Origin of the sequence: Vibrio ostreicida, from assembly GCF_013074385.2 — a bacterium.
Lineage (GTDB): Bacteria > Pseudomonadota > Gammaproteobacteria > Enterobacterales > Vibrionaceae > Vibrio > Vibrio ostreicida.
On the sequence record NZ_JABEYA020000003.1, the window covers coordinates 135,116 to 160,138 of the forward strand.

The window sequence follows — 25,023 nt, forward strand, 5'->3', positions numbered from 1 at the left end:
GTTTATGAAAAAAATTTCGCCCCGTTTTGTCATCGACAGTAATTCACCGCCTCCTCAGGCGATTGTCGGCAGTATTGAGATTTTAAATCAGGGTTACGAGTTTCTGGAAGGCCTGAATCATGATGATTACGTTTATATTGCTCAGCCGCACATCAGCAGCTCGATTGGAGAGCATTACCGCCATTGGTTGGACTTGTTTCATGCCATTCGCAGGGACAGCGACAAAGTCGATTATAACGTGAGGCGCCGTGGCCATGAGGTTGAACGGAATATGGATATCGCCAAGGCGGAAATCGCTCAATTAATTGAATGGTTGTTTGGACTGCCAGCAAATGCCTTACCCCAGAGCGTTCAGGTCGAAACGGAAGTCATGTTGTCGCATACCCAGATTGAAGAGGTCACCTCGACGTTAGTGCGTGAAATTACCTTCGCGGCGCTACATGCGACGCATCATTTTGCCATGGCTAAGGTGGTTGCATCTTTAAGGGGGCTGGAAGCCGATGGGCGATTTGGCGTGGCGCCAGCAACCGCAACTTATCATAGGGCGCAGTAAACTATGTGTACACTCTCTTGGGTTTATCATGGCAGTAGCCACTACCAAGTTTATTTTAACCGTGACGAACAACGAGAGCGCTTGCCGGCACTTGAGCCCCAAGACTCCGTCATTGACGGGGTACATTGTGTGATGCCGATCGACCCTGTGGGTGGAGGCAGTTGGATCGCGACCAATGAACATGGCGTCACCGTGTGTTTGCTTAATTTTTACCAAGGCACGACCCCAAAAGGCCGGTTAACCAGCCGTGGTTTGATCATTAAGCAGCTGGCAAGCAGTTGCTCAAGTCAGGTGGTCGACGCGCGAATATTAGAGATGGATCTCCGCCGATTTGCCCCGTTTACTGTGGTGTCGTTCGATACTCGCCGAACGGCCAATGAGACCACGCAATGGACATGGGATGGGGAACAACTGCGTCATGCACCGGCGTTTGCCCCGATTGTTTCCGCAGGCCGGCATTTTGAAGAGGCCAAACATTATCGTCTCCGCTTGTTTAATGAATTACTGCTCAGCGCCCCCAATGAGGAGATTGTTCAGCGTTTTCATCGATCATTTGATGAGACTTACCCTCATCTTTCCCCACTGATGGTGCGTGATGATGCGCGCACCGTCAGTACGACCTGTGTGGTAGTCAGTGCGAGCCGTCAGGACATGATTTATCAATCTATCGACAACCATCGCAATCGTGACTTTCAGACCACTCAGAGTTGTTTGAAAGGTAACATTGCTGAACAAGGAGTTTTCAAGTGAAGAAGTTAGTCACACTGTTTATTTTAATGTTGAGTTTTCCAACTTGGTCTGCAGACAAGATCTATACCGGCATATTCAGTAGTAAGGCGCTCAGCGGTTACGACACGGTTGCGTATTTTACTCAGGGAAAGCCAGTAAAAGGAGACAGCCAATTTCAAACAGAATATCAAGATGCCAACTGGTATTTCGCGTCTCAGGAGCACCTTGACGCGTTTAAAGCCGATCCAGAACGCTACGCACCTCAGTACGGTGGCTATTGTGCTTGGGCGGTGTCAGCAAAGAATGATTTTGCCTCGGCCGACCCCAAGCAATGGGCGATTGTTGACGGCAAGCTCTACCTTAATTATGACGCCGAAGTTAAAAGTTGGTGGGATGACGACCGTTCAGGCCATATCAAACAAGCGGACATCAACTGGCCTAAATTGATTCAGTGATCAGCATAACTATTTATAAGGACTCCCAGATGACATTTTCTCCGGTTAAACACCTTCCTGCTGCGTTTATCGCGTTTGTATTTGTTCAGTCACTGTTCTTTAAGTTTTCAGGCTCTTTTGAAACAGATCATATCTTCGGCACCTTAGGGGAATGGTCGGGGTTGGCGTGGTTTGGTGTCTATGGCGGCTACTTGATCGGGTCGGCCGAGTTGATCGCGGCGATCTTATTGTTTACCCGACTGCACGGCGTGGGTGCGGCAATGAGCGCAGGGATCATGACTGGCGCAATCGTCTTTCATTTGTTTACGCCACTAGGGATTGTCATGCCTGAGTTTAACGCGATGGGTGAGATTGTTGGTGACGATGGGGGCTTATTGTTCGGCATGGCCTGCATTGTGTGGTTGTGCGGTGTGTTCTTATTCGTCCGAGATGTCAAAACCGAAGGGACCTTCACCCACAACCTTCTTGCCAAAGGAGAATAATATGCTGGAGAGCCCTTTCAGATTACCAAGAGTGACGCCCTTTGGTCTGGGTGAATCGGTGCTTGAATGGGCCACTGGCCTATCAACGCTCGATACCCTATACCACCAAGAGGCCTTGCCCGAAGACAGCTTCGAGTTTATGACAGAAGCGTTGCATCGGATCGGAACCCGCTATGAGGTTAATCATGGTAGCCTTGATTCGATTCCTGCGCAGGGCTCAGTGCTAGTGGTTGCCAATCACCCTTTTGGGGGTATTGAAGGGATTATTCTGGCGTCTTTGATCGCCACTGCGCGCAAAGATGTCAAAGTGTTGGCCAACGAACTGTTGAAACGCATCCCAGAACTGGACGAGTTGTTTATTGGCGTCAATGTGTTTGGTGGAGAGCAGGCGAGAAAGACCAATCGTCAGGCTATTCAACAGGCCAACCAGCACCTCAAAGAGGGGGGTGTCTTGATCATTTTTCCGGCAGGCGAGGTATCCGCATGGCAATCAGAAGATAAAAAAATCACTGATAAAACATGGAGTAAATCGGTTGCTAAGTTTGTAAAGCATGCCGAAGCGACGACGGTTCCTGTGTTTATCAATGGCATGAACAGCAAGCTGTTCTATCAAGTTGGACGTATTCATCCCTTACTAAGAACAGCCATGCTAGGTCGTGAATTGCTGAACAAATCCGGTCAGACCATCTCCGTGTCGATAGGCAATGCCATCCCTTTCTCAGAGATCAGCCATTTTGAAAAAGAAGAAGACATCACACAGTATTTCCGCCTAAATACCTATTTGATGGGAAGCATGGATGCAGCGACACCTTCTCACGACACCGCCCCCTTTCTCACCCCGGTTATAGAACGGGCCGACGTCGAATTGCTGGAGCGGGAACTGGTCCAAATCGAAGCGTATAAGTTACATCAACAGGGTGATTTTGTGGTGTATTGTGCGCCGACGGCCGAGATCCCCGAAATGATGAGAGAAATTGGCCGTGTCCGTGAACACAGCTTTCGTGAGGTTGGCGAAGGCAGTGGGTTAGCATGTGACATTGATAAGTTTGACTCACATTATCATCAACTGTTTGTCTGGCACACCGCCAACCGAGATCTGGTTGGGGCGTATCGTCTGGGACGGGTCGACCAATTGCTCGCCGAGGGCGGGCTCGAAAGCTTGTATTCAACCAGCCTGTTTGACTATGACCAAACCTTTATCGATTCGTTGGGCATGACCATCGAGCTTGGCCGATCTGTGGTCGCGAAACAGTACCAGCGCAACATGCATTCTTTACTGCTTTTATGGAAAGGGATCGCGTGTTTCATTGAGCGCCATCCCCAATATACGCACTTATTTGGGCCTGTCAGTATTAGTAACGATTACAGCCCCGTGGCGAGGCAGCTGATCGCCTCAGTGATGTCGGTCCATTATTATGATGAAGAAAAAGCAAAGTTAGTGTCGCCGACCACCCCCCTAAAACGCAGCGGTCAGGAGTTTTGGCGACCGGATATGCTCAGTTCTTTATCAGACTTACCCTTACTGTCCAAAGTACTTAGCCGCCTTGAACGGGGTCAGGGATTACCGGTGTTATTAAGACAGTATCTGGGGATGAATGGGAAACTGGTGTGTTTTAATGTCGATCCGGCTTTTAATTATGCGTTGGACGGCTTGATTGTGGTTGATTTAACTTCCGTGTCTCTGCGGGCATTGAGTAAATACATGGGCAGAGAAAACGCCCAGCGCTATCTCGATACCCATTGTGACTGATGGCTTGTGACGATCGGAGTCCTATTTGTGATGATGGGGCGATAGAATCACGGGTCATTGGTTCAAATAAAGGTTAAATTCAACCAAGATACCCGTCTGACCTGTGAGAATCACGCATGAAAACTTGGATTGCCCTTGGTTTAACCCTGATATCAACTGGGCTTTGGGCCGAACAAACCCAGTCTGATGAGGCCTTCATTGATGTGACTGTGAGTGTGGAACTCGATGGCATCGAACACGCGATTGATCAAACCCGAATTTCGCTCGATACGATCGGAGTCGCGCTTAAAGACATTGCGGGCAGTGACAACCTCACCGACGAGCAGAAAGTGGCCTTGGGCGATACGCTCAACAACTTGAATGATCTGGTCAAGGTGGCGCAAGCGTCCGCTGCTGAGTTGCCTTCGGCATTGGCGCGGTCACATCAGGTCTTGGACGAGAAAAGCCAACACTTCTTTGACGAGCTGCAACGCAAGGTTTTTATGACGATTATTCTGTTTGGCTTGGTGTTGGTCGGCATCATGGTGGCGGTTTATCTGGTATTGCTGCGTCCTCTTCAACGCACGGTGGTGGAGGCGACAAGCCATGTTTCTCAAATGGCTCAGGCATTGAAAATCACCGCCGAAGCGGTCGAGCAAAGTTCCGCACGGCAACATGAGTTGCACCAAGCGTTGCACACGCCATCAGACTAAACGCCTGAGAGTACAATCAGTTGCCGCGCGTACGTGCTACTCGCTGAGCTGCTGTTCAAGCTGTTGGGTGACTTCCGGTGCCAGATTCAGTTGTTTGGCCAGTTCCTGTAAATACGCTCTTTCCATGAAATTTTGCTCGTCGATCACAATCAAAGAGGCGAGGTAAATCTCTGAGGCTTGCTGCGGGGATTGAGCGAGTCGGGCAATGTCTGCCGGATCAAGAGGTTTATTCAATTCTTGGTGGATCAGCGTTTGCAGCGAGCTATCGGCCCCTGCGTGTTGCAATGTGGCCTCAACTCTCGCCATTTCTTCTTCGTCGACGTGGCCATCGGCCTTGGCTGCGGCGATCATCGCTTTGAGAATCAGCGCCTGATGTTGGTCATCATTGGCATTAAATACTTCCTGAGTTTGCGCCCCGGTTTGCTTGCTTTGCCAATTATTGTAGACGGTATATGCGAGTGCACCTAACGCGGCTGCTCCCCCAATTTTTAGCGCATTCTTGCCGACTTTTTTACCGAGCTTCTTGCTTTTCTTCGAGCCCATCAGTACGTTGACCAAGCCGCCACCGAGCGCCCCAGCACCCAACGTCTTCAAGTGACCAGAGCCTGATGATTGCTGAATTTTTTGCTGCCCTTGGCGAACGATATCGGAGCTTAAAGCTTGATTCAATAGGCTTTTTAAATCCATGGGAGTCATCCTTTGTTTTTTCCCAGAGTAAAACAGTCAGGATGAATAGAGGATTAACAAAACGAAAAAAGCGAGCAGGCGCTCGCTTTAGGTGAGGTCATCAAGGTTTAGTCTTGCGCGTATCCGTGGATACCCAGCAATTGACCATCAAGATAAGCTTCTTTGTTATCTTTCATGGTCAGCCGGTCTTCGACTAACCACTGAACCACTAAGGGGTAGATGCTATGCTCTTGGGTCTGAACGCGTTGAGTGAGGGTCTCGACCGAATCCTGATCAAAAATAGGCACCTTGGCTTGTAATATCACGGGGCCCCCATCGAGCTGCTCGGTAACAAAGTGGACACTGGTTCCGTGTTCTTCGTCACCAGCGTGGATGGCACGCTGATACGTATTGAGCCCAGGGTATTTGGGCAGTAACGACGGGTGAATATTGATCATCTTGCCTTTGTAGTGACGAACAAATTCACCACTTAGAATACGCATGTAACCCGCCAGAACAATCACATCGGGTTGGTACTCATCGATTTGCTTCATCAGTTCATGATCAAAGGCATCGCGTGTATCAAAACCATTGGGATCTAAGAAATGGGCTTGGGCGCCGGCCTGTTTGGCTCGCTCCAGCCCATAAGCCGTTGCCTTGTTTGAAAAAACAGCACTCACTCGGCCGGTTTTGATCTTGGTATCACAAGCATCAATGATCGCCTGCAAGTTCGAACCATTTCCTGAAACTAAAACAACAATACTTTTCATCTTTATTTGATCTCTACTTGTTCTTCATTTGCGTTAGCAGTCGCGATATCACCGATCACCCAAGCCGTTTCGCCAGCAGCTTCAAGTAAGCTTACCGCTGCTTGTGCCTGATCTTTTGGCAACGCAATCACAAGCCCGACGCCACAGTTGAAAGTGCGATACATTTCGTGTGTGGTGACATTACCTTTTTGTTGCAGCCATTGGAATATAGCGGGCCATTCCCAGCTGCTACCATCGATGACCGCTTTCGTGCCTTCAGGAAGGACTCGAGGAATATTTTCCCAGAAACCGCCTCCAGTAATATGAGAGATGGCATGAATATCATGTTGCTCGATCAGGCTTAGGGCCGATTTGATATAGATTTTTGTCGGCTCTAATAAGTGTTCGCCAATGGTGCGGCTTGCCAACTCTTCATTTTTGTCTGCACCTGAAACCTCAAGGATTTTACGAATCAATGAATAGCCATTTGAGTGTGGACCACTGGAACCTACTGCAATCAGGGCATCCCCAGCAGCAACCTTGGTGCCGTCGATGATGGCTTCTTTTTCCACCACGCCGACACAGAACCCGGCGACATCGTAATCCTCACCCTCGTACATGCCCGGCATTTCAGCGGTTTCACCGCCAATCAAAGAGCAGCCCGCTTGGAGACAGCCGTCGGCAATCCCTGTGACCACATCGGCGGCGGTATCGACATCGAGTTTACCGGTCGCATAGTAATCTAGGAAAAACAGTGGCTCGGCCCCTTGTACGATCAGGTCGTTGACACACATTGCGACCAAATCAACGCCAATGGTGTCATGCTTGTTCATATCCAGAGCAAGGCGAAGCTTAGTGCCTACGCCGTCTGTGCCCGAGACGAGTACGGGTTGCTTATATTTCGTTGGCAGTTCGCACAGTGCGCCAAAACCACCAATCCCCCCCATGACTTCAGGGCGACGAGTACGTTTAACCGCGCCTTTAATGCGGTCAACCAGTGCGTTACCTGCATCAATATCTACGCCAGCATCTTTATAGCTAAGAGAAGTGTTATCAGCACTCACAAGCAAGTCCTCAGTTTAAAAATTGGATATGAAATCGGCGCTATTCTAACAGTGGATAAAGCCATATAGCAAACGTTTGCGCTAGTTTTTTCTTTTCAGCTATGACAAGAAATCAATGAAGAAATCGTTTATAATCTGACGGTTTATTCAAAAATCACCCAAGTACTCGGAGATGGAAATGAAAGTTGTTGAAGTAAAACACCCTCTTGTGAAACACAAAATTGGCCTGATGAGAGAAGGTGATATCAGCACAAAGCGCTTTCGTGAGTTGGCGACCGAAGTAGGCAGCTTGCTGACCTATGAAGCGACCTCAGATTTTGAAACTGAAAAAGTCACCATTGAGGGTTGGAATGGTCCGGTTGACGTTGACCAGATCAAGGGTAAAAAAGTCACGGTTGTGCCTATTTTACGCGCTGGTTTGGGTATGATGGATGGTGTTCTTGAACATATGCCCAGTGCCCGTATTAGTGTGGTGGGGATTTACCGTGACGAAGAAACGCTCGAACCGGTGCCGTATTTCAATAAATTGGCGTCGAACATCGACGAACGTATCGCCTTAGTCGTTGACCCTATGTTGGCTACTGGCGGCTCGATGATTGCGACGATCGATTTGCTCAAAGAAAAAGGCTGCCATCAGATTAAAGTACTGGTACTGGTTGCTGCGCCTGAAGGCATAGAGGCATTAAAAAAAGTGCACCCAGATGTTGAGCTTTACACCGCCGCCATTGATGAAAAACTGAACGACAAAGGGTACATTGTCCCAGGTCTTGGCGACGCGGGTGACAAGATCTTCGGTACCAAATAAGCAGATATTGAGTTTGATAGCAAAAAGGGCGCTTTCGCGCCCTTTTTTGTGATTTCTTGATGGCTTAGCGTTTTAAGCTCAACGTACCGCCTGCGCGTGGTGTGCTGGAGGGTTTCTCTGAATGAGATTGGCCTTTGTTACCTGCCGGCTTTGATCCTGAAGGTCCGCTGTGGCGGCCTTTCTTTGAACTTGGCGCATGGCGAAACTCATCCGCATTTCGGCCTTTAAAGGTGCGTGTTTTTTGATTACGTCTTGCTTTGGAAGGTTGGTTTTCTTCTCGGCTATCGAATAGCTTAGCATCCGTGGCTTTTTTGATTTTCTGGCCATGTTGGCGGGTTTTAGAGGCCTCTTCGGTCCCACTGGAGGATTCGCACATCGCAAGAATTTCTGCCACCTCGGCTGCACTGAGGTAACGCCATTGCCCGTTGGGGATCCCGTCTAAGGTAATATTCATGATCCGCACGCGACGCAGCTTAAACACCTCGTAGCCGAGTGCTTCACACATACGACGGATCTGGCGATTGAGGCCCTGTGTCAGGACAATACGAAAGGAAAATTTGGTTTCTTTGCTGACCTGACACGGTAACGTGGTGGTATCCAGAATATCGACCCCAGCGCTCATCATCTTGATGAAGTGCTCAGTGATCGGCTTATCAACTCGGACCACGTACTCTTTTTCGTGGTTATTGCCTGCGCGGAGAATCTTATTGACGATATCGCCGTCATTGGTCAAAAAAATCAAGCCATCTGAGGGTTTGTCGAGTCGGCCAATTGGGAATATACGCTTTTTGTGTCCAATAAAATCGACGATATTGCCCGGAATATCACGCTCGGTGGTACAAGTAATGCCGGTGGGCTTATTGAGAGCAATGTAGACAGGAGTTTCTTTGGCGCTCACTGGCTTACCATCAATACAGACATCATCATCAGGGGTGACCTTGGTGCCCATCTCGGGAACGTTGCCGTTAATGGTGACGCGACCTTGATCGATCAGTTTATCGGCTTCACGACGAGAGCAAAACCCTGTCTCACTGATGTATTTATTTAAGCGTTTGGCTGACTCTTGCGACATGATGTTAGACCCTTAGTGACGTTTCACAACGGCGTTAAAAATTAAAAAAGCAGCCACTATGGCTGCTGGCGGTATATTAGCATTATAGATGGGCTTAACCCAAACGCTTTTGATGCCGTTCGCGGGTTTCCAGTTTCTTGTCTGCACTTTTGCGCAGCAACACATACACCGCGCCCGTACTGCCATGAAAATGCTGAGCACTGTGAACGCATTGCACATCTCGGAGTTGTTGCAGCCACTGGGCGACATAGCTTTTCAGCAAAGCGGGAGGGCTCGACTTTTCTCCGCGGCCATGCACGATAAGCACGGTACGAATGTCCATCTTATTGCATTGGCGCAGAAACTTTACCACCGCCTGCCGAGCTTCTTTCAGGGTATGGCGATGCAAATCCAGTTTGCCCTGAATCGGGTATTTACCCAATCGCAGCTTACGATAGACCCCGTCTTGGACCCCGTCCCGTTTAAACTCGATCACATCGTGAGGGTGTAGCATCGGCGCATGATCAAGTGAAAGTTGTTCCGAGTCACCCTCACTCAACCACACGGCGGCATCCCGTTTGGCCAACTGAGCCTCGGTAACGTGATGGTGCTTTTTATGCTCGGTGGTATCGTGTTTGATGGGCTTAACATCGCCCATCATTTCCATAAACAGGCCGAGATCGTTTTCTTGAGACATAACGGACGCTCAGAGAGGGAAATGTATAACCGTATTATACCCTTGAAGGTAGGGGAGTGATCAACACACAGGTAGGCAAAAATAAAAAACCGAAGCAGACAAGCCCTCTGCTTCGGTGCATAGCGAAAGCCTAATAATAAGGGCTAAGCGATTTTAGTGAGGAGATTTGTCGTTCATTACTTTATAAATGAAGTAACCGCCATAAAAGAGCATCAGACCTAAAGCACTAAATATGACCAACATAGAAGACAGTCCAACTGCGTTACCAAACAGGAGATTGAGCCAAAAGTCCATGTTTCCTCCAAATACAAAATAGTGATGACAGGGACTAAATTACTCGTTGGATCGACGGGTCATACTGATCTAGATCAAGGATGTGTGGGTCATAGCATAAGGGGGATAAGCAATGTGCTGCTGTTCACATTTTGTCATCATTGGTCGTGTTTTCACCAAATAGGCTCGATAGGGAAAAAACCCAAGGAAATGGCTTGCGTTAGCAAACAGAATCCGTAATATAGCCATCCGTCGACGGGCATTCCCCAAAGACAACTCGGTGAATAGCGCAGCTTGGTAGCGCATCTGGTTTGGGACCAGAGGGTCGGGGGTTCGAATCCCTCTTCACCGACCATATTATTAGACCCCGGCAGTCACTGCCGGGGTTTTTCGTTTTTATGCCCCCCAACATTGCTTGTTTAGCCCGTCAATGGCCTCTTTTATGTCGGCTCTTATCGAATAACAATCCCACCAATCTGAAGCCTATACCACACACTAAACTGGGCCTTTGAGGGAGTTTTCAGGATGTTTCACGAATAGTCTCGTTAGCTTTTGGCAAAAAAGGGAGATAATCAAGCCAGTATCCTTCCCTTGATAGAGTCATTTATGAAACCAATACAGACTATTTACCACCGCGCTCGTTTCGCCTTGTGTGATTCATCATCATCCGCTCTGAAGCTGGGTAAATTGGCCTTGGCGGAAAAGATTATCTCAGTAAAGAACATTGCCGATAAAGAGAAAATCGCTAATCTTAAAGATCGACTCGATAGGTTAAGCAAAAAACCACAGGCCAGAGAGTTAAGCCTCTCTATTCAAGAATTAGAGAAAAAAGTCGTGAGCAGGGGAGAGAAATTGCGCAAAGCAAAGGCGGCTGCCAAGCTTGCGGGTCGGCCACAGACAACCAGCAGTGAGAGTGTATACCAACAAGCCCTAACGGTCATTAAAAGCGATCCTAAACTACTGCGAAGCCGGTGGGACACGAAACTGCAAAGCCGAGTAGAAAGCATGCTTTATGACGTCTATGCTGATGCCAAGCCTAAAGGGATGAGACCTTTAAATCAGCAACAAAAAACGGATCTGATGTTGGCTATCGATCGGGCGAGAAAAAACAAAAACATTAACGTGACGCCGCAAAACCTCGACGCCAAGCCATTTCCATTAGATCTCGATAATCTAGCGCCGGCCTTTGACGAATTTGCGTATTTTATCTCGCCACAGGAAATGCGTTTAGAAAATGATGGACCGCATTCAAGAATCGCTTTGACGGTCGATAGCCATAAAGCGCGCGAACTTGTTCCCTTCTTGGCTGATATTGTTGCGAAAGAGCCATGTATCGAAAGTGCAAAAATTATGGGCCCCGATGAACAAGGCAATCGGACTGACAGCGCGATTATCTATTTTAATCACGCGGACATAAAAAAAGCCAATGAGATCAGTGAAAAGATTAGTCAAAAAATTGGCCACACTTTGCTCCCTCATACCCCTACCGGCATGAAATGTTTGACACCAGGCGTCTCTTATTCTGAATTTTCCGACATTCATCCTGACGGGGGAAAAACAAGTAGCAGTCATGGTTTGGCAAGAGCTCAAATTTTAACCAGCGCAATCAAATCCTATGCACGACACGGAGGTCTTTCGGTAAAACACCTCGAACGAGAAATTGATGCGAAGTTTGAAAAGAGTGGCTACAACCGTCAGGACAATGCGTTACTGAAGACATCCTCTAGTGAGCGGTTAAACGTTGGGTGATATAAGACACGGTGCCCCAGAACGCCATGAGGCTCTGGGGTAAGATCCGGTTAGTTCGCCAGGGCTTTGGCGTAATCGAAAAGTTCGAACGTTTCCAATGTCTCAATGATTTGATCCAGTGGTAGTTGATACCCAAGACTTATAAGCTTTTTCACTAATTTGGTCTGTTTTTTATTGAAGTACGCTTTCTTAATCGAATAGTTCCATGGTAGATTGACGATGATCGGTTGATTGGGCTGTATTAATAAATACTGCTCAAAAACATCGGGTTCATGGCAAAAGAGAACACCTAGAAATGAGTGGTAATCTGACAACCCATCGCCTTCCTCAAAGGCCAAGTTAATGTTTATGCCCTTCTCAATTAACTTCTCAAACGCAGCCCTGCCTTTTTCTTCTTTTTTATATTTTTTGAAATAGTGATTGATCACCAAATTACTGGCCGACTTGTTAATGGATAAAGGTTCAAATTGAAAATGTTCAATTAAGTAATTAAAGGTATCGAATGCACTTTTGTTATCATTAAAAACTTGGACGATAAATTCATTATGATCAATTCTTCCGCCCAATGAGATGATGTTTTTTATATAAAATAAATGAATGTCCCAGCTAAGATTACAGATGGTTTCTGCACCGGACAAATACAAAGTACCATCACGATTTAGTGGCGAGAGTAATTTAACCAGTGGGCAATACTCATAGGCTTTATGCATTCTATCAACGTTATCATTACATTCGTTAAGAATGTCAAGCTCTGTATAAATACCGGCTTTGATCAGCACTCGGACTCGTTCATAATTGAGCTCTTGGCTAACTTGTCTATCCCAAAGAATGATAGAGAGTGCATGTAATATATCCAAGGTTGGCAGTGTTACTGGTGCCAAGTTGGCTTTGGCTAGAATTCGGTTGATGTTGTCGATGGTCTTTTCAGTCATAGTGTCACTCTATATTCAATATCAATTAACGCTTTGCAAACAGACATCGTGTCTAGGCGTGCCAGTGATAGCGATTGCTAGCATAGAACACCGCAGTCAAGGTATCGGCGGGTTCAAACTTAGGCACGCTAACATGCTCTTCGCCATCTTTTTGGATTGATAATTCAGCCCCTATCATACATAACTAACACGGCCTATATCCAATAAATTACGCAGTGAAAAGGTCTGTTAAGCGAGGAAAAATCAATAAATTTATGCATTTACGTGTAACCTCCCAAATTTAGGATAGTTATGTGATTAATTTAATATTAATGGCGGGGTATTCTCTATTCTATCTTTTTGAAAAGGTCAGGATATCGATAAATACATTGTCCCCCTAAGCGCGATTAGGGCTCAGGGGACAAGGCTTAGTGAGCAATTGCTTTGGCGTAATCGTCCAGCTCTTCTTCTTCCAACGACTCGATGATCTCATTCAGAGGCAGCGGATAACCCAAACCAATCAGTTTATGAACCAAACGTACTTGTTTATCATCGAAAAGTTCTTCTTTAATAGAAAAATCCCATGGTAAATTTGCAATAATTTGTTGGCTGGGTTTTTGCAATAAATACTGCTCAAAAAGTTCAGGGTCATAGCAAAAAGCAATTCCCAAGAAAGAGTTAAACTGAGAGTGCCAATCACCTTCCTCAATGGTCAGGTTAATATCAATGCCTTTTTCAATTAATTTTTCAAATGCTGCTTTGGCTTTTCTTTGTTCTTCTGAAGAGCCCTTTTTCCAATAATTATTGAGTATGATTGCCCCTGCAACAGAGTTGATTGTCTCTGGTTTAACAGTGAAGTTATCCAGAAGGTAGTTAAACAAATAAAACTCGCGTCTGTGCTCATTAAACACCCAACGTAACATACCATCACAGTCTACTTTGCCCCCGAGTAGGACAATGCTTTTTATATAATCCAAATAAAGATCATAACATAGGTCTTCATAAAAGCTGTCACACCCAGAAAAATATAAGGTCCCATCACGCTCTAATGGTGAAAGTATTTTGACCAGTGGGCAATGTTCATAAGATAAGTCCATATCTTCGACATCACTATTATAGAATTCCAGAATGTTGAGCTCGGTTAAAATACCTGCCCTAAGTAATACTCGGATTCGTTCAAAATTGGTTTCTTCACTAAAGTTGCTATCTTCAAGAATGGCATCTATCACTTCCCATATCTGGTAGTAAGACGTAATTTTTGCCACCGCTGCAAAGTTGGCTTGGGTTAGGCAATGGTTGATGCGTTCCATGGTCGGTTCAGTCATAGTTATACTCTGTATTCAATATCCCTAAGTTTTTTGTTGTGCGTCATCTCGTCCAGCAGGGCCAGTGAAAGGTAAAGAGCTTGCTGGTAGTAAAATACCGCGGGTAAAGTGTCGTCGACGCTCGAAGTTGATTGTTTCCGCTACCACACAATATAAAATCAACACTGCCTTTTATCTATAAGTTATGCTATAGAACAAGTAATTAAGTGAGTAAATATCAATAGAATGGCCTATTTATTTGCCATCTCTCAAAATGCAAATGGGTTATCGTCGTGGTATTATTAAAAAATATAAGCCCCTGAAAAGGAGAGGTTCAGGGGCAGTAGTTAGTTTAGATATCAAGGCCTTTAGCGTAATCGAACAGCTCTTTTTTTTCTAATTCAGAAACTATTTCATCTAGAGGCACATAATACTTTAGACTTATCAGATTTTCTATTATTTGCATATGTTTTTCTCTGAAATAGCCATTTTTAATTACCTTACGCCATGGCAATCCTTTGACGATTTCTTTATTAGGCTGTTGCAGTAAATACTGTTCAAAAAACTCAGGATCAAAAATTAAGACTGCACCTAAAAAAGAATGATAATCTAACATCCCAGATTCTTCATCAAACGGAAAATTGATATCAATACCCTTTTCAATCAACTGTTTAAATATTCCTCTCCCTCGCTTTTCATGGCCATCATGTTTGAAATACTCCTCAGATAATATGTGTGCCGCGACAGTATTAATAGCGCTAGGTTTAAATTGAAAACTCTCCAGAAGGTAGTTAAACATCTCAAGCTCACACCTTGATTCAAAAACCCAGTACAACATACCATCATGATCCACTCTGCCTCCGAGTAGGACAATATTTTTTATATAATCCAAATAAAGATCATAACATAGGTCTTCATAAAAACTGTCAGATCCGGATAAATATAAGGTGCCATCTCGCTCTAATGGCGCCAGTATTTTAACTAGTGGGCAACCTTCATAAGATAAGTCCATATCTTCAACATAGCTATTATAGTATTCCAGAACATGTAACTCAGTTAAGAGATCTGCTTTAAGTAATACTCGAACCCGTTCAAAATTGGTTTCTTCGCTACAGTTGTCATCCTCAAGAATAGCATCCAGCACATCCCAAATATTATCATAAAGTTCAGTAGATGTTAGCGTTGCTAAGTTGGCCTGAGCAAGACGTTGATTGATATGTTCGATGGTTGGTTCAGTCATGGTTACACTCTGTATTCAATATCCCTAAGTTTTTTGTTATGCGTCATCTCGTCCAGCAGGGCCTGTGAGAGGTAGAGAGCTTGCTGGTAGTAAAATACCGTGGGTAAGGCATCATCGACCTCCACTTTAGGCAGGCTAAAGTGATCCGCGGTGATCACGCGAAAGTTTTGATAAGCATGAGTATTGTTTGGATTAAGATAAGCGCCTTGGATCAGTTTAGGCGTAAGCTCACCTAACAGGTCCACCAGCTCGTTACGGATAAATACTCGAGGTGGGTTTAAGGTTAAGTCAAACGCCAAATCTGGTTCAACGCCGATCACCTTATGCCCCAAGTGGGGCTTTACCGGGCACTGCAAATAACTCGCGGTATCGAGTTTAAAATAGCCGTCAATCACCATAGTCGTTCATAGTCCTGTTGGGTACTGAGCACAATATCGTTGTGAAAGGGCGCCAGTGTCGTTTTATTGATTCATAATCCAGCCTCTATAATACAAAACCAACAGGGTCTCTCGCCAATCAATTACGCAGTAAAACGGTGAGTAACGCGAGGAAATATCAATAAAATGATCGGTTTGCGTAGCACCTCTCAGAATGCGAAGGGGGTTATCGTTGAGGGAAATATTAAGCCCCTAAGCAGAATAAGCTTAGGGGCAGAGTAATCTTAGTGAGCAAGGGCTTTGGCGTAATTAAAATATTCGTATTCTTCTAGTTCCGAAATTATTTCATCTACAGGCACATGATAACCAAGCTCGATAAGTTTATTTATTAAATGTAAGTGTTTGTCAGTGAAAGCCGCTTCACTAATAGGATATGACCAAGGTAAGTTTTCAATAATATCTTGGCTGGGTCTCTGTAATAAATATTGCTCAAAAAGATCAGGTGAACAAAATAAAGCAGCACCGAGAAATGAGTGAAATGCAGACATATGAGAGTTTTCATCGAAAGGTAGATTAATATCAATACCTTTTTCAATTAATCGGTTAAACAGAGCCCTATCTTCCTCATCTGAGTCTTCATCGCTACAGTATTGCTTATATAATAATTGTGCTGCAACATAGTTTATTGTCTCTTTTTTAATATTGAAACTGTCCATTAAGTAATTAAACATCTCAACTTCGTATCTATCATCAAACAACCAACACAATAATCCATCATGGTCTACTCTTCCGCCGAGTAAGACAATACTTTTTATATAATCTAGATACAGATCCCAGCTGAGCTCGTAAATAGCTTCAGAGTCAGATAAATATAAAGTGCCATCTCGCTCTAGTGGCGCCAGTATTTTGACCAATGGACAGTATTCATAAGATAAGTCCATGTATTCGACTTTATTATTGTAGAGTTCTAGAACTTCTAGCTCTGATACTAAACCAGCTTTAAGTAATACTCGAATCCGCTCATAGTTAATTTCTTCACTCAAGTTACTATTGTCAAGAATAGCATTTAGCACACACCAAATATTGTAATAGGATTTAGTCGGTTTTAGTTTTTCTAAGTTGGCTTGGGCTAAGCAATGATTAATATGTTCGATGTTCAGTTCAGTCATAGTTACACTCTGTATTCAATATCCCTAAGTTTTTTGTTATGCGTCATCTCGTCCAGAAAAACCCGTAAGAGCGATAAAATCAAGTCATCAACTTAGCTTGGGTACATCGCTTGTTTATCTCAGTTAGTCCTATATTTTTAAGGGCGTTTAGCCAGTGTGCGAGACATCTAAAAAATAACCTGACACAGACTATTGAACGCCCTGTACTTTTTTGTAGAGAGCCGTGAGCTTTCTACCCTACTTACCCGCAGCTAAAAGAATCTCAGGGGTTTTCTTTTTTACATACTCTAATACGTCGCTATCTTGCTTTACCGCTGCCAAACAAATTTCAGGGGTTTGCTCTTTTACTAGCTCTAATGCCATACCGTCCTGCTTTACCGCTGCAAGACAAATTTCAGGGGTTTGCTCTTTTACTGCCTTTAATACATAACCATCGTTCTTGATTGCTTCAAGGCAGATCTCGAGGGGTTGCTTTTTAACGAATTCTAGTAGGTAGCCATCTTGTTTTACCGCTTCACGGCAAATCTCAGCGGTCTGCTCTTTGACATAGCGTAGTGCGTTGCCATTTTGCCTTACCGCTGCAAGGCAAAGTTCCGGCGTCTGCTGTTTTACATGCTCTAAGATATTGCCATCTTGCGTTACCGCAGCAAGACACAGCTCAGGGGTCTGCTCTTTAACATGTTCTAATGCGTAGCCGTTCTGCCTAACCGCAATAGCACATATCTCTGGGGTCTGCTGTTTTACAAAGCGTAACGCATTGCCATTTTGCTTTACCGCTGCCAAGCAAAGCTCCGGTGTCTGCTCCTTTACCTGTTGGAGCGCTAAACCACTGTGTTGAATGGCAGCCAAACAAATCTCCGGGGTTTGTTGTTTGACAAAGCGTAATACGTAACCAGTTTGTTTTACCGCTTCAAGGCAAATCTCTGGGGTTTGCTCTTTTACATGGGGTAGTGCCCAACCACTTAGCTTGACCGCTGTAAGACAAAGTTCAGGAGTTTGGGTTTGTACATACTGCAATGCTTCGGGGTGAGCTTGAATCGCGATATTGCAAAGTTCAGGGGTTTGGTTTTTAATCTCACTCAACGCGGAGTCGTTTAGTTTGAGCCTGATTAACATTTGCTCTAGCTCTGCTTTGTCGTAGGTAGTGTCCATGGTTATTTCCTTAGTTTTTTTGATTAAGCGTTCTCAAATCAGGCTGAAGTTCAACAACTAACCCAATAACGTCATAAAGTTTCGTCAATGTTAATGGTTTAGATTAGGCCGTAGTCAATTTGCTCTCTTCTCTTACCACCTATCAGTATATGAAGGGAGTTTTATCACTAAGATGTATTGAGGGAAAATATAAGCCCCTAAGCAGAATAGGCTTAGGGGCAAGCGTCAGCTTAGTGAGCAAGGGCTTTAGCATAATCGTCCAGCTCTTCTTCTTCCAATAATTCGATGATCTCATCCAGAGGCAGCGGATAGGCCAACTCAATCAATTTTTGAACCAATTGCAATTGCTTATCATGGAAGTAATCTTCTTCGATAGCAAACTCCCATGGTAAAGCTGCAATAATGTGTTGGCTGGGTTTTTGTAATAAATACTGCTCAAACATCTCGGGATCATAACAAAACATATACCCCAGGAAGGAATTAAAATCGTCGCCATTGCTAAAAGGAAGATTAATATCAATCCCTTTTTCAACTAATTTTTCAAATGCGGCTCTATCTTGTGTATCTGCATTGCCCTCTGCCCAATATATTTGGCCTATTAGCATTCCCGCTACAAAGTTAATGGTCTCTGGTTTGATATGGAAGTTATCCATTAAGTAGTTAAACAGCTCAAACTCACCTCTTCCGCCGAAGACGCTACACAGCATGCGATCATGATCCACTCTTCCGCCGAGTAAGATTATATTTTTTATATAATCCAAATACAGATCCCAGCTGAGTTGGTAAATAGTTTCAGAGCCGGATAAATATAAGGTCCCATCGCGCTCTAATGGCGCTAGTATTTTGACCAATGGACAGCGTTCGTAAGATAAATCCATATGTTCAACTTTATGATTATAGTGTTCTAGAACATCACAATCTGTTAAAATACCTGCTTTAATGAGGACTCGGAGCCGTTCAAAGTTAGTTTCTTCGCTGAATTTGCTATCATCAACAATTGAATGGATGACCTCATATAAGTCGAAAGACGGAGTGATCAGTCTCACTGTTGCTAGGTTGTTTTGGGTTAAAACCTGGTTAACCTGTTCGATGGTTGGCTCAGTCATAGTTACACTCTGTATTCAATATCTTTAAGTTTTTTGTTATACGTCATCTCGTCCAGCCTGCCATAAGTGCGATAAAATCAAGTGACTATCAGCTTGGGTTCACCGCTTATTTATCTCGATAAGTCATAGATTTTTAAGGGCGTTTAGCCAGTGTGCTAGACATCTAAAAAATAACCTAACACAGACTATTGAACGCCCTGTTCTTTTTGTAGGTCCGTGACCTTTCTACTCTACTTACCCGCAGCTAAAAGAATCTCAGGCGTTTGCTCTTTTACGTACTTTAACGCGTCGCTATTTTGCTTTACCGCTGCCAAACAAATCTCGGGAGTTTGCTCTGATACACAGCTTAATACATGGCCATTTTGCTTTACTGCTGCTAAACAAATCTCAGGTGTCCGTTTTTTTATTTCTCTTAACACGTAGCCGTTTTGCTTTACTGCTTCCAGACAAAGCTCAGGGGTTTGCTCTGGTACATACTTTATTGCCAACCCATTTTGTTTAACCGCTGCTAGACAAAGCTCAGGGGTTTGCTCCTTTACATGCATTATTGCCCATCCACTCTGCTTTACTGCAGCAAGGCAAATCTTGGGGGTCTGCTCTTTGACATAGCGTAATGCGTTGCCATTTTGCCTTACCGCTGCAAGACAAAGTTCCGGCGTCTGCTGTTTTGCATGTTCTAGTACCTCGCCATTCTGCTTGACCGCTGCAAGACACAGCTCAGGGGTCTGCTCTTTAACATGCTCTAGTGCGTATCCGTTCTGCCTAACCGCAGCAAAACATATCTCAGAGGTCTGCTGTTCTACATAGCGTAGTGCGTTGCCATTTTGCTTGACCGCTGCCAAACAAAGCTCCGGTGTCTGTTCCTTTACCTGTTGAAGCGCTAAACCACTGTGTTGAATGGCAGCCAAACAAATCTCTGGAGTTTGTTGTTTTACAAAGCGTAATACGTGGCCAGTTTGCTTAACCGCCTCAAGGCAAATCTCTGCGGTTTGCTCTTTTACATGGGGTAGTGCCCATCCACTGAGCTTTACTGCTGTAAGACACAGTTCAGGGGTTTGGTTTTGTACATACTGCAATGCTTCGGGGTGAGCTTGAATCGCGATATTGCAAAGTTCAGGAGTCTGGTTTTTAATCTCACTCAACGCGGAGTCGTTTAGTTTGAGCCTGATTAACATTTGTTCTAGTTCTGCTTTGTCGTGGGTAGTGTCCATGGTTATTCCCTTATTTTTTTGATTAAGCGTTGTCAAATCAGGCTGGAGTTCAACAACATAACCCAGTATCATCAATGTTAAGTTTACAAACTTGGCTTAGATTAGACCTTGGTCAATTTGACTTCTTCTCTTACCGCCGGGCACTTTATCGTTGAGGTATAGACAGTATAAACCCCTAAGCAGAATAGGCTTAGGGGCAAGCGTCAGCTTAGTGAGAAAGGGCTTTAGCGTAATCAAAATATTCGTATTCTTCTAGTTCCGAAATTATCTCATCTACGGGGACATGATAACCAAGCTCGATAAGTTTATTTACTAATTGAACATGTTTGTCGGTGAAAGCCGCTTCGCTAATAGGGTATGACCAAGGTAAGTTTTCAATAATCTCTTGGCTGGGTCTCTGTAATAAATATTGCTCAAAAAGATCAGGTGAACAAAATAAAGCTGCACCGAGAAATGAGTGAAATGCAGACATATGAGAATTTTCATCGAAAGGTAAATTAATATCAATACCTTTTTCAATTAACCGGTTAAACAGAGCCCTATCTTCCTCATCTGAGTCTTCATCGCTACAGTATTGCTTATATAATAATTGTGCTGCAACATAGTTTATTGTCTCTTTTTTAATATTGAAATTGTCCATTAAGTAATTAAACATCTCAACTTCGTATCTATCATCAAACAACCAACACAATAATCCATCATGGTCTACTCTTCCGCCGAGTAAGACAATACTTTTTATATAATCCAGATACAGATCCCAGCTGAGCTCGTAAATAGCTTCAGAGTCAGATAAATATAAAGTGCCATCTCGCTCTAGTGGCGCCAATATTTTGACCAATGGACAGTATTCATAAGATAAGTCCATATGTTCGACTTTATTATTATAGAGTTCCAAAACATCACGTTCTGTTAAAATACCTGCTTTAAGGAGGACTCGGACCCTTTCAAAGTTAGTTTCTTCGCTCAAGCTACTGTCTTTAACAATTGAGTTGATAACCTTCGATAACTTGAAAGACGGAGTAGTCAATGTCACTGACGCAAGGTTGGCCTGGGTTAAAATCTGGTTAACCTGTTCGATGGTTGGTTTAGTCATAGTTATACTCTGTATTCAATATCCATAATTTTTTTGTCGTGCTTAATCTCGTCCAGCAGGGCCAGTGAAAGGTAGAGGGCTTGCTGGTAGTAAAATACCGCAGGCAAGGCATCATCGGCCTCCACTTTAGGCAGGCTAAAGTGGTCCGCAGTGATCACGCGAAAGTTTTGATAGGCATGACTATTGTTTGGGTTAAGGTAGGCGCCTTGGATCAGTTTAGGCGTAAGCTCGCCTAACAGGTCCGCTAGCTCATTACGGATAAACACCCGAGGTGGGGTTAAGGTTAGGTCAAACGCTAAATCGGGTTCAACGCCGATCACCTTATGCCCCAAATGGGCCTTTACCGGGCACTGTAAATAACTCGCGGTATCGAGTTTAAAATAGCCGTCAATCACCATAGTAGTTCATAGTCCTGTTCGGTGCTGAGCACAATATCATCATGAAAAGACACCAGTTTATCACGCAACCCCTCGCTGACCATATACTGAATAGCGTCGAGGCCGTTTAAGCGAAATAAGGTAAAATCGGACTCGGCCTGTTGGGTGAGGGGCGTGGTATCAAGCACGACTTCCTCTAGGTCACCGTCTTCATCAACGGTAGATTGGGCGAGGTCGATAAGATCAAATGCTTGGCGTGTATCAATACGGTAGTAGTCAAAGGTGATATCGTCGCTAAAGCGAATCTGCACCGGCACTATATACAGGCCACGGGCGCCGCTGCTGGCGAGAATTTGGTAAATTTCTTCATCAACAAAAAGGCCATCACCATCGTAAAGTTTTTTGCGATACATCGAGGGCACTTCTAGGCTTCTGTAGGGCAAAGGGCGGGCGGTAGATAGCTCGGTTTGGCTAATAAATAGCTGGGCGAGATCATGCTCAGGCACCAGTAAATCCGTCAGCTTGTCGTAGTTTTCATTTAAAAAATACACTTGTGGGCTAGTCATGGTTAGGCCGTCTCGGTTTGTTTGTTGTCTTGAGTGGCTGGCGTTTTTGAAGTACTTGCGGACATGACCCACTCGACTTCAGTGGCGACTTTCATCCCTCTGCTACGCATGTCATTTTTATTAAGCTTATGCACAAAATATTCCATATCTTTGGTGTGTTCACGATTAGTGCAGGGCTCGGTTTGTAATTTTGGAAAGTTCTTAGTTACACGTTTCGAACTTTCGCGGCCCATGGCTTTTTCTCTACCCTCTCCCTTGACGTAGGAGCTGATTAATCGAGTATTGCGGCAACCTTGATGGCTGTCTGGATGATAATCGTCGCCATTTTCATGCAGCAGCCACTGAAACTCGGCAAGCTTTTTAAGGATTTTTTTTGAAACTTGATTCATATCGGCAATAAACTTGTTGTGATCTATGTTATCTTTACAATCAAAGTGTTTGACGATCACTTGATGTACCAGCTTAAGCACTTTCGCATGATAACCTTGTGTCTCGACATCAAATGTGCTTTTCCAGACTCTTTTGCCAGCAATTTTGGCATCGGATGAGCGTTCAATGTCGAGAGTTTCCTGAGCTGAAAGTTCGTATTTATGGCCTCCTTCATGTGGTGGTACACCTAGGTAGCAGGCCACAACGGTACTGTTGGGTAATAGCACCAAGTTATGAGAGCTATTGACATTATAACCAATATCATTCTCAATTATGTCTGCAAAATGTCTTGTCAGGACCTTCTCGGTAACGTTGCATGAAATTAGATGGTGCGGTGTCAATAGTGCCCTATCTGTCTTATAAGGCTCGGTTATTCCGCTATCAGTGGCCCAAGGGTGACGGGCGTTCCAATCACGTTTTGCTGCAGCGGTTGTTTCGCTATCAGTAAAGGCTTTCGTTGCACCAATAGAAGCGTTTAAGACACCGTTATTGCCTCTCTTAAGGTTGCCCTTAAACTCGCCAACCTTACCCTTATTGTTTATCCATTTTAAATACGGGCGCCATTGCTCTATCTTTGTTGTCGGGGCTGGTTCGCTTTTCTTTGCCATTAGATCACCTTATGTCCTACACAGTTGCCATCTTGTTTCTTGGCGGCTTTTTTGCCCTTTTCCTGAATTACACGGTTGCAGAGCCTACATGTCCCCGTGCCCTTTTTCTTTTCATTGGCTTTGGTGGTTTTATTGCCGCTTTGCGCTGTGCCTTTACCACCACTGTGGTAGGTTTTGGCGGGGAATACATCATCCGCCTTGCCTAAGACCGATTGGAATAAGTGCTCAAAGCTATCGGTGGCTTTGGCGATATTGTCTGAAGCGAGTTTTTCAAGGGTTTTTAACTCACTGACCAAATCGAGGAAATATTCGCCCAGTGAATCGGCGCCAATGCGGTTGGCCGATTCGGCCAGCTCAAGACCAATGTCTCGGCAGGGTTTGATCACATCGGATAAGATTTCTGCGCATTGTTTGGCGTAGCTGCCCCAGTCGAGCTCACGGAGAAACTTTTCTGGGTCGCCTTTACCAAGGGCCCGCATAATAGCGAGTAAATCGTCTTTTGGTGTCTCTTTACCCAGCTTTAAGACCACTTTACAGGTGCCTTTCATGGCACTGCCAAACAATGGGATACAGCCAATCAGGGTGAGGGTGAGCATCAGCCAGTTTTCGGGCTCTTCTCTTGCGTCCTCATCGAGGAGCTTGAGTATGTTGGCGGCGAGATCGCGCAAATCGGCGACTTGGTCGACCACAGGTATCATGGTAATGGCGGTGTTGGCGATGATCTGCTCAACGGTGGCGTTGTTGTTGAAATCACCGAGGATCACCCCCCATACCCAACTGGCGGTGCCAGAGGTTTTGCGCCATGCATTTTCCCAAAAGCCCAATTCCCCTTGTTTGGCGTTATCGACCAGTTGTTTTGGATCTGTGGTGGGGTTAAACCTTGGGTTGGCTTTGGTGGGGGCATTTGGGGTGAACTCGCGAGTATCTTCCCCGTATTCCACCTCAAACTGGCCCGGTGCGACGCCACCCACCGCGGCCTTGCCTTTGCTGTCAAGGTTGCCGGTAAAGGTCGCGCCGGTTTGATCCACCAGCGTGTAACTGGCACCTTGGACTGGATCACCATCGGCATACGACAGGGCCAAATCGACTGTGTAGGTGCCTTCTTGATCTTCTGTGACCGTGACCGACGGGTTCTGTGCTCCGCCAAGGCACATGGTATTGCCTTTGTTCATGGTCATCTGGTCACTCAGACGGCAGACGCCTTTGCCTTCCATGCTGACCGTCGGTGACGCGGAAATAAACTTGGCTTCGGCTTCAATGGTGCCAGACGCGACGCCTTTCTTATCGCCACCGGCATCGCCTGTGCTTTTTGAAAATTTGCTGCCCTTGATGGCCACGCTGTTGCCGCCGTCCATGGTTATGGTGGTGGTGCCATCCACCAGATCCGACGATTTTGCGTTATTGCCATAAGGAATAGGAACAACGGCATTGCCCACCGTTGTTAAACACACATCCGGCAGTGTTGCATTGGCTTCGCCGCCCGATCCTTTGTGTATGACGCTAAGCCCGTTTGCGCAAACAGTGACGCCCATAGTCAACCCTTATCTATTGATAATCGAGTCCCTATGATATAAAACTCATGACGCATTTATCCAATGAATTGCCTAGTGAAAATACCTGTTTTCATAGGCAAAATCACTGAAGTCATTAATTTTCGCACAACCTCTCAAAAATGGTGGGTGTTTTTTAATGTCTGACTTGTTATTAGGGGCGGTGGCGGCGTTTACCATCAATAGGATGACCATATCGCGAGATGGCCGCGGCA

The 25,023-nt window shown here is 45.1% G+C and carries 27 protein-coding genes and 1 tRNA gene; 9 read left to right on the plus strand and 19 right to left on the minus strand.

The genetic code is table 11. The annotated features are described in order from the left end of the window. The first annotated feature begins 4 nt into the window (after nucleotides 1–4). From HLM86_RS07565 to HLM86_RS07590, 6 genes are all read left to right on the plus strand, one after another. Nucleotides 5–553, plus strand: coding sequence for a hypothetical protein (locus HLM86_RS07565; RefSeq protein ID WP_170882516.1), 549 nt, complete (start codon nucleotides 5–7; stop codon nucleotides 551–553). Between the two features lie 3 nt (nucleotides 554–556). Continuing rightward, a complete protein-coding gene (locus HLM86_RS07570) occupies nucleotides 557–1,303 on the plus strand; it encodes an NRDE family protein (protein WP_076588347.1) in 747 nt (248 codons plus the stop codon). Continuing rightward, on the plus strand, nucleotides 1,300–1,737 hold the full coding sequence (locus HLM86_RS07575; protein WP_170882517.1) for a YHS domain-containing (seleno)protein: 438 nt from the start codon (nucleotides 1,300–1,302) through the stop codon (nucleotides 1,735–1,737). The genes HLM86_RS07570 and HLM86_RS07575 overlap by 4 nt, the downstream gene beginning before the upstream one ends. A 29-nt stretch (nucleotides 1,738–1,766) precedes the next feature. Then, nucleotides 1,767–2,219 (plus strand): hypothetical protein, encoded by a 453-nt coding sequence (locus HLM86_RS07580; RefSeq protein WP_076588351.1) that lies wholly within the window; start codon nucleotides 1,767–1,769, stop codon nucleotides 2,217–2,219. 1 nt (nucleotide 2,220) lies between these two features. Further along, complete coding sequence (locus HLM86_RS07585) at nucleotides 2,221–3,969, plus strand: bifunctional lysophospholipid acyltransferase family protein/GNAT family N-acetyltransferase (protein WP_170882518.1); 1,749 nt, start codon at nucleotides 2,221–2,223, stop codon at nucleotides 3,967–3,969. A 116-nt stretch (nucleotides 3,970–4,085) separates the two neighbouring features. Beyond that, nucleotides 4,086–4,661, plus strand: coding sequence for a hypothetical protein (locus HLM86_RS07590; RefSeq protein WP_170882519.1), 576 nt, complete (start codon nucleotides 4,086–4,088; stop codon nucleotides 4,659–4,661). 36 nt (nucleotides 4,662–4,697) lie between these two features. On the opposite strand, the gene HLM86_RS07595 is transcribed toward HLM86_RS07590, so the two are convergent. The 3 genes from HLM86_RS07595 to purM form a co-directional block, all read right to left on the minus strand. Further along, entirely contained in the window at nucleotides 4,698–5,348 is a 651-nt protein-coding gene (locus HLM86_RS07595; protein ID WP_170882520.1) for a tellurite resistance TerB family protein, read from the minus strand. Between the two features lie 107 nt (nucleotides 5,349–5,455). Continuing rightward, nucleotides 5,456–6,097 (minus strand): phosphoribosylglycinamide formyltransferase, encoded by a 642-nt coding sequence (gene purN, locus HLM86_RS07600; RefSeq protein WP_076588359.1) that lies wholly within the window; start codon nucleotides 6,095–6,097, stop codon nucleotides 5,456–5,458. A 2-nt stretch (nucleotides 6,098–6,099) separates the two neighbouring features. Further along, nucleotides 6,100–7,140, minus strand: a complete 1,041-nt coding sequence (purM, locus tag HLM86_RS07605; RefSeq protein ID WP_170882521.1) for a phosphoribosylformylglycinamidine cyclo-ligase — start codon at nucleotides 7,138–7,140, stop codon at nucleotides 6,100–6,102. Between the two features lie 178 nt (nucleotides 7,141–7,318). Between purM and upp the strand changes: the two genes are divergently transcribed. Then, nucleotides 7,319–7,945 carry a uracil phosphoribosyltransferase gene (gene upp / locus HLM86_RS07610; protein WP_076588363.1) on the plus strand — a complete coding sequence of 209 codons (627 nt, stop codon included), beginning with the start codon at nucleotides 7,319–7,321 and terminating at the stop codon, nucleotides 7,943–7,945. A gap of 64 nt (nucleotides 7,946–8,009) precedes the next feature. Here upp and rluF read toward each other — a convergent pair whose 3' ends face one another. The 3 genes from rluF to HLM86_RS07625 form a co-directional block, all read right to left on the minus strand. Then, nucleotides 8,010–9,017 (minus strand): 23S rRNA pseudouridine(2604) synthase RluF, encoded by a 1,008-nt coding sequence (rluF, locus tag HLM86_RS07615; protein ID WP_170882522.1) that lies wholly within the window; start codon nucleotides 9,015–9,017, stop codon nucleotides 8,010–8,012. Between the two features lie 94 nt (nucleotides 9,018–9,111). Next, the gene (gene smrA / locus HLM86_RS07620; RefSeq protein ID WP_076588369.1) at nucleotides 9,112–9,693 is read right to left on the minus strand and encodes a DNA endonuclease SmrA; all 582 of its coding nucleotides are present in this window, start codon (nucleotides 9,691–9,693) and stop codon (nucleotides 9,112–9,114) included. A gap of 153 nt (nucleotides 9,694–9,846) precedes the next feature. Beyond that, nucleotides 9,847–9,987, minus strand: coding sequence for a DUF3149 domain-containing protein (locus HLM86_RS07625; protein WP_076588372.1), 141 nt, complete (start codon nucleotides 9,985–9,987; stop codon nucleotides 9,847–9,849). Between the two features lie 257 nt (nucleotides 9,988–10,244). Here HLM86_RS07625 and HLM86_RS07630 point away from each other — a divergent pair. After that, nucleotides 10,245–10,321, plus strand: a tRNA-Pro gene (locus HLM86_RS07630). Between the two features lie 251 nt (nucleotides 10,322–10,572). Next, nucleotides 10,573–11,715 (plus strand): T3SS effector HopA1 family protein, encoded by a 1,143-nt coding sequence (locus HLM86_RS07635; RefSeq protein WP_170882523.1) that lies wholly within the window; start codon nucleotides 10,573–10,575, stop codon nucleotides 11,713–11,715. 50 nt (nucleotides 11,716–11,765) lie between these two features. Here HLM86_RS07635 and HLM86_RS07640 read toward each other — a convergent pair whose 3' ends face one another. The 13 genes from HLM86_RS07640 to HLM86_RS07700 form a co-directional block, all read right to left on the minus strand. Next, the gene (locus HLM86_RS07640) at nucleotides 11,766–12,647 is read right to left on the minus strand and encodes a hypothetical protein (RefSeq protein WP_076588377.1); all 882 of its coding nucleotides are present in this window, start codon (nucleotides 12,645–12,647) and stop codon (nucleotides 11,766–11,768) included. A gap of 407 nt (nucleotides 12,648–13,054) precedes the next feature. Then, nucleotides 13,055–13,951, minus strand: coding sequence for a hypothetical protein (locus HLM86_RS07645; RefSeq protein WP_170882524.1), 897 nt, complete (start codon nucleotides 13,949–13,951; stop codon nucleotides 13,055–13,057). Between the two features lie 331 nt (nucleotides 13,952–14,282). Beyond that, the gene (locus HLM86_RS07650) at nucleotides 14,283–15,170 is read right to left on the minus strand and encodes a hypothetical protein (protein ID WP_170882525.1); all 888 of its coding nucleotides are present in this window, start codon (nucleotides 15,168–15,170) and stop codon (nucleotides 14,283–14,285) included. A gap of 2 nt (nucleotides 15,171–15,172) precedes the next feature. After that, on the minus strand, nucleotides 15,173–15,568 hold the full coding sequence (locus HLM86_RS07655) for a hypothetical protein (RefSeq protein WP_170882526.1): 396 nt from the start codon (nucleotides 15,566–15,568) through the stop codon (nucleotides 15,173–15,175). Between the two features lie 263 nt (nucleotides 15,569–15,831). Then, entirely contained in the window at nucleotides 15,832–16,716 is an 885-nt protein-coding gene (locus HLM86_RS07660; protein WP_170882527.1) for a hypothetical protein, read from the minus strand. Nucleotides 16,717–16,953: 237 nt separating this feature from the next. Further along, nucleotides 16,954–17,868, minus strand: a complete 915-nt coding sequence (locus HLM86_RS07665) for a DUF4116 domain-containing protein (protein WP_170882528.1) — start codon at nucleotides 17,866–17,868, stop codon at nucleotides 16,954–16,956. Nucleotides 17,869–18,098: 230 nt separating this feature from the next. Beyond that, nucleotides 18,099–18,974 (minus strand): hypothetical protein, encoded by an 876-nt coding sequence (locus tag HLM86_RS07670; RefSeq protein WP_170882529.1) that lies wholly within the window; start codon nucleotides 18,972–18,974, stop codon nucleotides 18,099–18,101. Nucleotides 18,975–19,204: 230 nt separating this feature from the next. After that, the gene (locus tag HLM86_RS07675; RefSeq protein WP_170882530.1) at nucleotides 19,205–20,185 is read right to left on the minus strand and encodes a DUF4116 domain-containing protein; all 981 of its coding nucleotides are present in this window, start codon (nucleotides 20,183–20,185) and stop codon (nucleotides 19,205–19,207) included. 208 nt (nucleotides 20,186–20,393) lie between these two features. After that, a complete protein-coding gene (locus HLM86_RS07680; RefSeq protein ID WP_170882531.1) occupies nucleotides 20,394–21,278 on the minus strand; it encodes a hypothetical protein in 885 nt (294 codons plus the stop codon). Between the two features lie 2 nt (nucleotides 21,279–21,280). Then, nucleotides 21,281–21,676 (minus strand): hypothetical protein, encoded by a 396-nt coding sequence (locus tag HLM86_RS07685; protein WP_170882532.1) that lies wholly within the window; start codon nucleotides 21,674–21,676, stop codon nucleotides 21,281–21,283. After that, the gene (locus tag HLM86_RS07690; RefSeq protein WP_170882533.1) at nucleotides 21,670–22,221 is read right to left on the minus strand and encodes a hypothetical protein; all 552 of its coding nucleotides are present in this window, start codon (nucleotides 22,219–22,221) and stop codon (nucleotides 21,670–21,672) included. Before HLM86_RS07690 ends, HLM86_RS07685 begins: the two co-directional genes overlap by 7 nt. Before the next feature lie 2 nt (nucleotides 22,222–22,223). Next, nucleotides 22,224–23,258 (minus strand): AHH domain-containing protein, encoded by a 1,035-nt coding sequence (locus HLM86_RS07695; RefSeq protein WP_170882534.1) that lies wholly within the window; start codon nucleotides 23,256–23,258, stop codon nucleotides 22,224–22,226. Next, complete coding sequence (locus HLM86_RS07700; RefSeq protein WP_170882535.1) at nucleotides 23,258–24,790, minus strand: PAAR-like domain-containing protein; 1,533 nt, start codon at nucleotides 24,788–24,790, stop codon at nucleotides 23,258–23,260. Before HLM86_RS07700 ends, HLM86_RS07695 begins: the two co-directional genes overlap by 1 nt. Nucleotides 24,791–25,023 lie beyond the last annotated feature (233 nt).

Bases quoted from the DNA above. Each gene is read 5' to 3' on its own strand.
- HLM86_RS07690 (WP_170882533.1), bottom strand. From the start codon at position 22,221: ATGACTAGCCCACAAGTGTATTTTTTAAATGAAAACTACGACAAGCTG.
- HLM86_RS07565 (WP_170882516.1), top strand. From the start codon at position 5: ATGAAAAAAATTTCGCCCCGTTTTGTCATCGACAGTAATTCACCGCCT.
- HLM86_RS07635 (WP_170882523.1), top strand. From the start codon at position 10,573: ATGAAACCAATACAGACTATTTACCACCGCGCTCGTTTCGCCTTGTGT.
- rluF (WP_170882522.1), bottom strand. From the start codon at position 9,017: ATGTCGCAAGAGTCAGCCAAACGCTTAAATAAATACATCAGTGAGACA.
- HLM86_RS07655 (WP_170882526.1), bottom strand. From the start codon at position 15,568: ATGGTGATTGACGGCTATTTTAAACTCGATACCGCGAGTTATTTGCAG.
- HLM86_RS07685 (WP_170882532.1), bottom strand. From the start codon at position 21,676: ATGGTGATTGACGGCTATTTTAAACTCGATACCGCGAGTTATTTACAG.
- HLM86_RS07660 (WP_170882527.1), bottom strand. From the start codon at position 16,716: ATGACTGAACTGAACATCGAACATATTAATCATTGCTTAGCCCAAGCC.
- HLM86_RS07640 (WP_076588377.1), bottom strand. From the start codon at position 12,647: ATGACTGAAAAGACCATCGACAACATCAACCGAATTCTAGCCAAAGCC.
- smrA (WP_076588369.1), bottom strand. From the start codon at position 9,693: ATGTCTCAAGAAAACGATCTCGGCCTGTTTATGGAAATGATGGGCGAT.
- HLM86_RS07675 (WP_170882530.1), bottom strand. From the start codon at position 20,185: ATGGACACTACCCACGACAAAGCAGAACTAGAACAAATGTTAATCAGG.
- HLM86_RS07590 (WP_170882519.1), top strand. From the start codon at position 4,086: ATGAAAACTTGGATTGCCCTTGGTTTAACCCTGATATCAACTGGGCTT.
- HLM86_RS07700 (WP_170882535.1), bottom strand. From the start codon at position 24,790: ATGGGCGTCACTGTTTGCGCAAACGGGCTTAGCGTCATACACAAAGGA.
- HLM86_RS07680 (WP_170882531.1), bottom strand. From the start codon at position 21,278: ATGACTAAACCAACCATCGAACAGGTTAACCAGATTTTAACCCAGGCC.
- HLM86_RS07650 (WP_170882525.1), bottom strand. From the start codon at position 15,170: ATGACTGAACCAACCATCGAACATATCAATCAACGTCTTGCTCAGGCC.
- HLM86_RS07645 (WP_170882524.1), bottom strand. From the start codon at position 13,951: ATGACTGAACCGACCATGGAACGCATCAACCATTGCCTAACCCAAGCC.
- HLM86_RS07670 (WP_170882529.1), bottom strand. From the start codon at position 18,974: ATGACTGAGCCAACCATCGAACAGGTTAACCAGGTTTTAACCCAAAAC.
- purN (WP_076588359.1), bottom strand. From the start codon at position 6,097: ATGAAAAGTATTGTTGTTTTAGTTTCAGGAAATGGTTCGAACTTGCAG.
- upp (WP_076588363.1), top strand. From the start codon at position 7,319: ATGAAAGTTGTTGAAGTAAAACACCCTCTTGTGAAACACAAAATTGGC.
- HLM86_RS07695 (WP_170882534.1), bottom strand. From the start codon at position 23,258: ATGGCAAAGAAAAGCGAACCAGCCCCGACAACAAAGATAGAGCAATGG.
- HLM86_RS07580 (WP_076588351.1), top strand. From the start codon at position 1,767: ATGACATTTTCTCCGGTTAAACACCTTCCTGCTGCGTTTATCGCGTTT.
- HLM86_RS07585 (WP_170882518.1), top strand. From the start codon at position 2,221: ATGCTGGAGAGCCCTTTCAGATTACCAAGAGTGACGCCCTTTGGTCTG.
- HLM86_RS07625 (WP_076588372.1), bottom strand. From the start codon at position 9,987: ATGGACTTTTGGCTCAATCTCCTGTTTGGTAACGCAGTTGGACTGTCT.
- HLM86_RS07595 (WP_170882520.1), bottom strand. From the start codon at position 5,348: ATGGATTTAAAAAGCCTATTGAATCAAGCTTTAAGCTCCGATATCGTT.
- HLM86_RS07570 (WP_076588347.1), top strand. From the start codon at position 557: ATGTGTACACTCTCTTGGGTTTATCATGGCAGTAGCCACTACCAAGTT.
- HLM86_RS07665 (WP_170882528.1), bottom strand. From the start codon at position 17,868: ATGGACACTACCTACGACAAAGCAGAGCTAGAGCAAATGTTAATCAGG.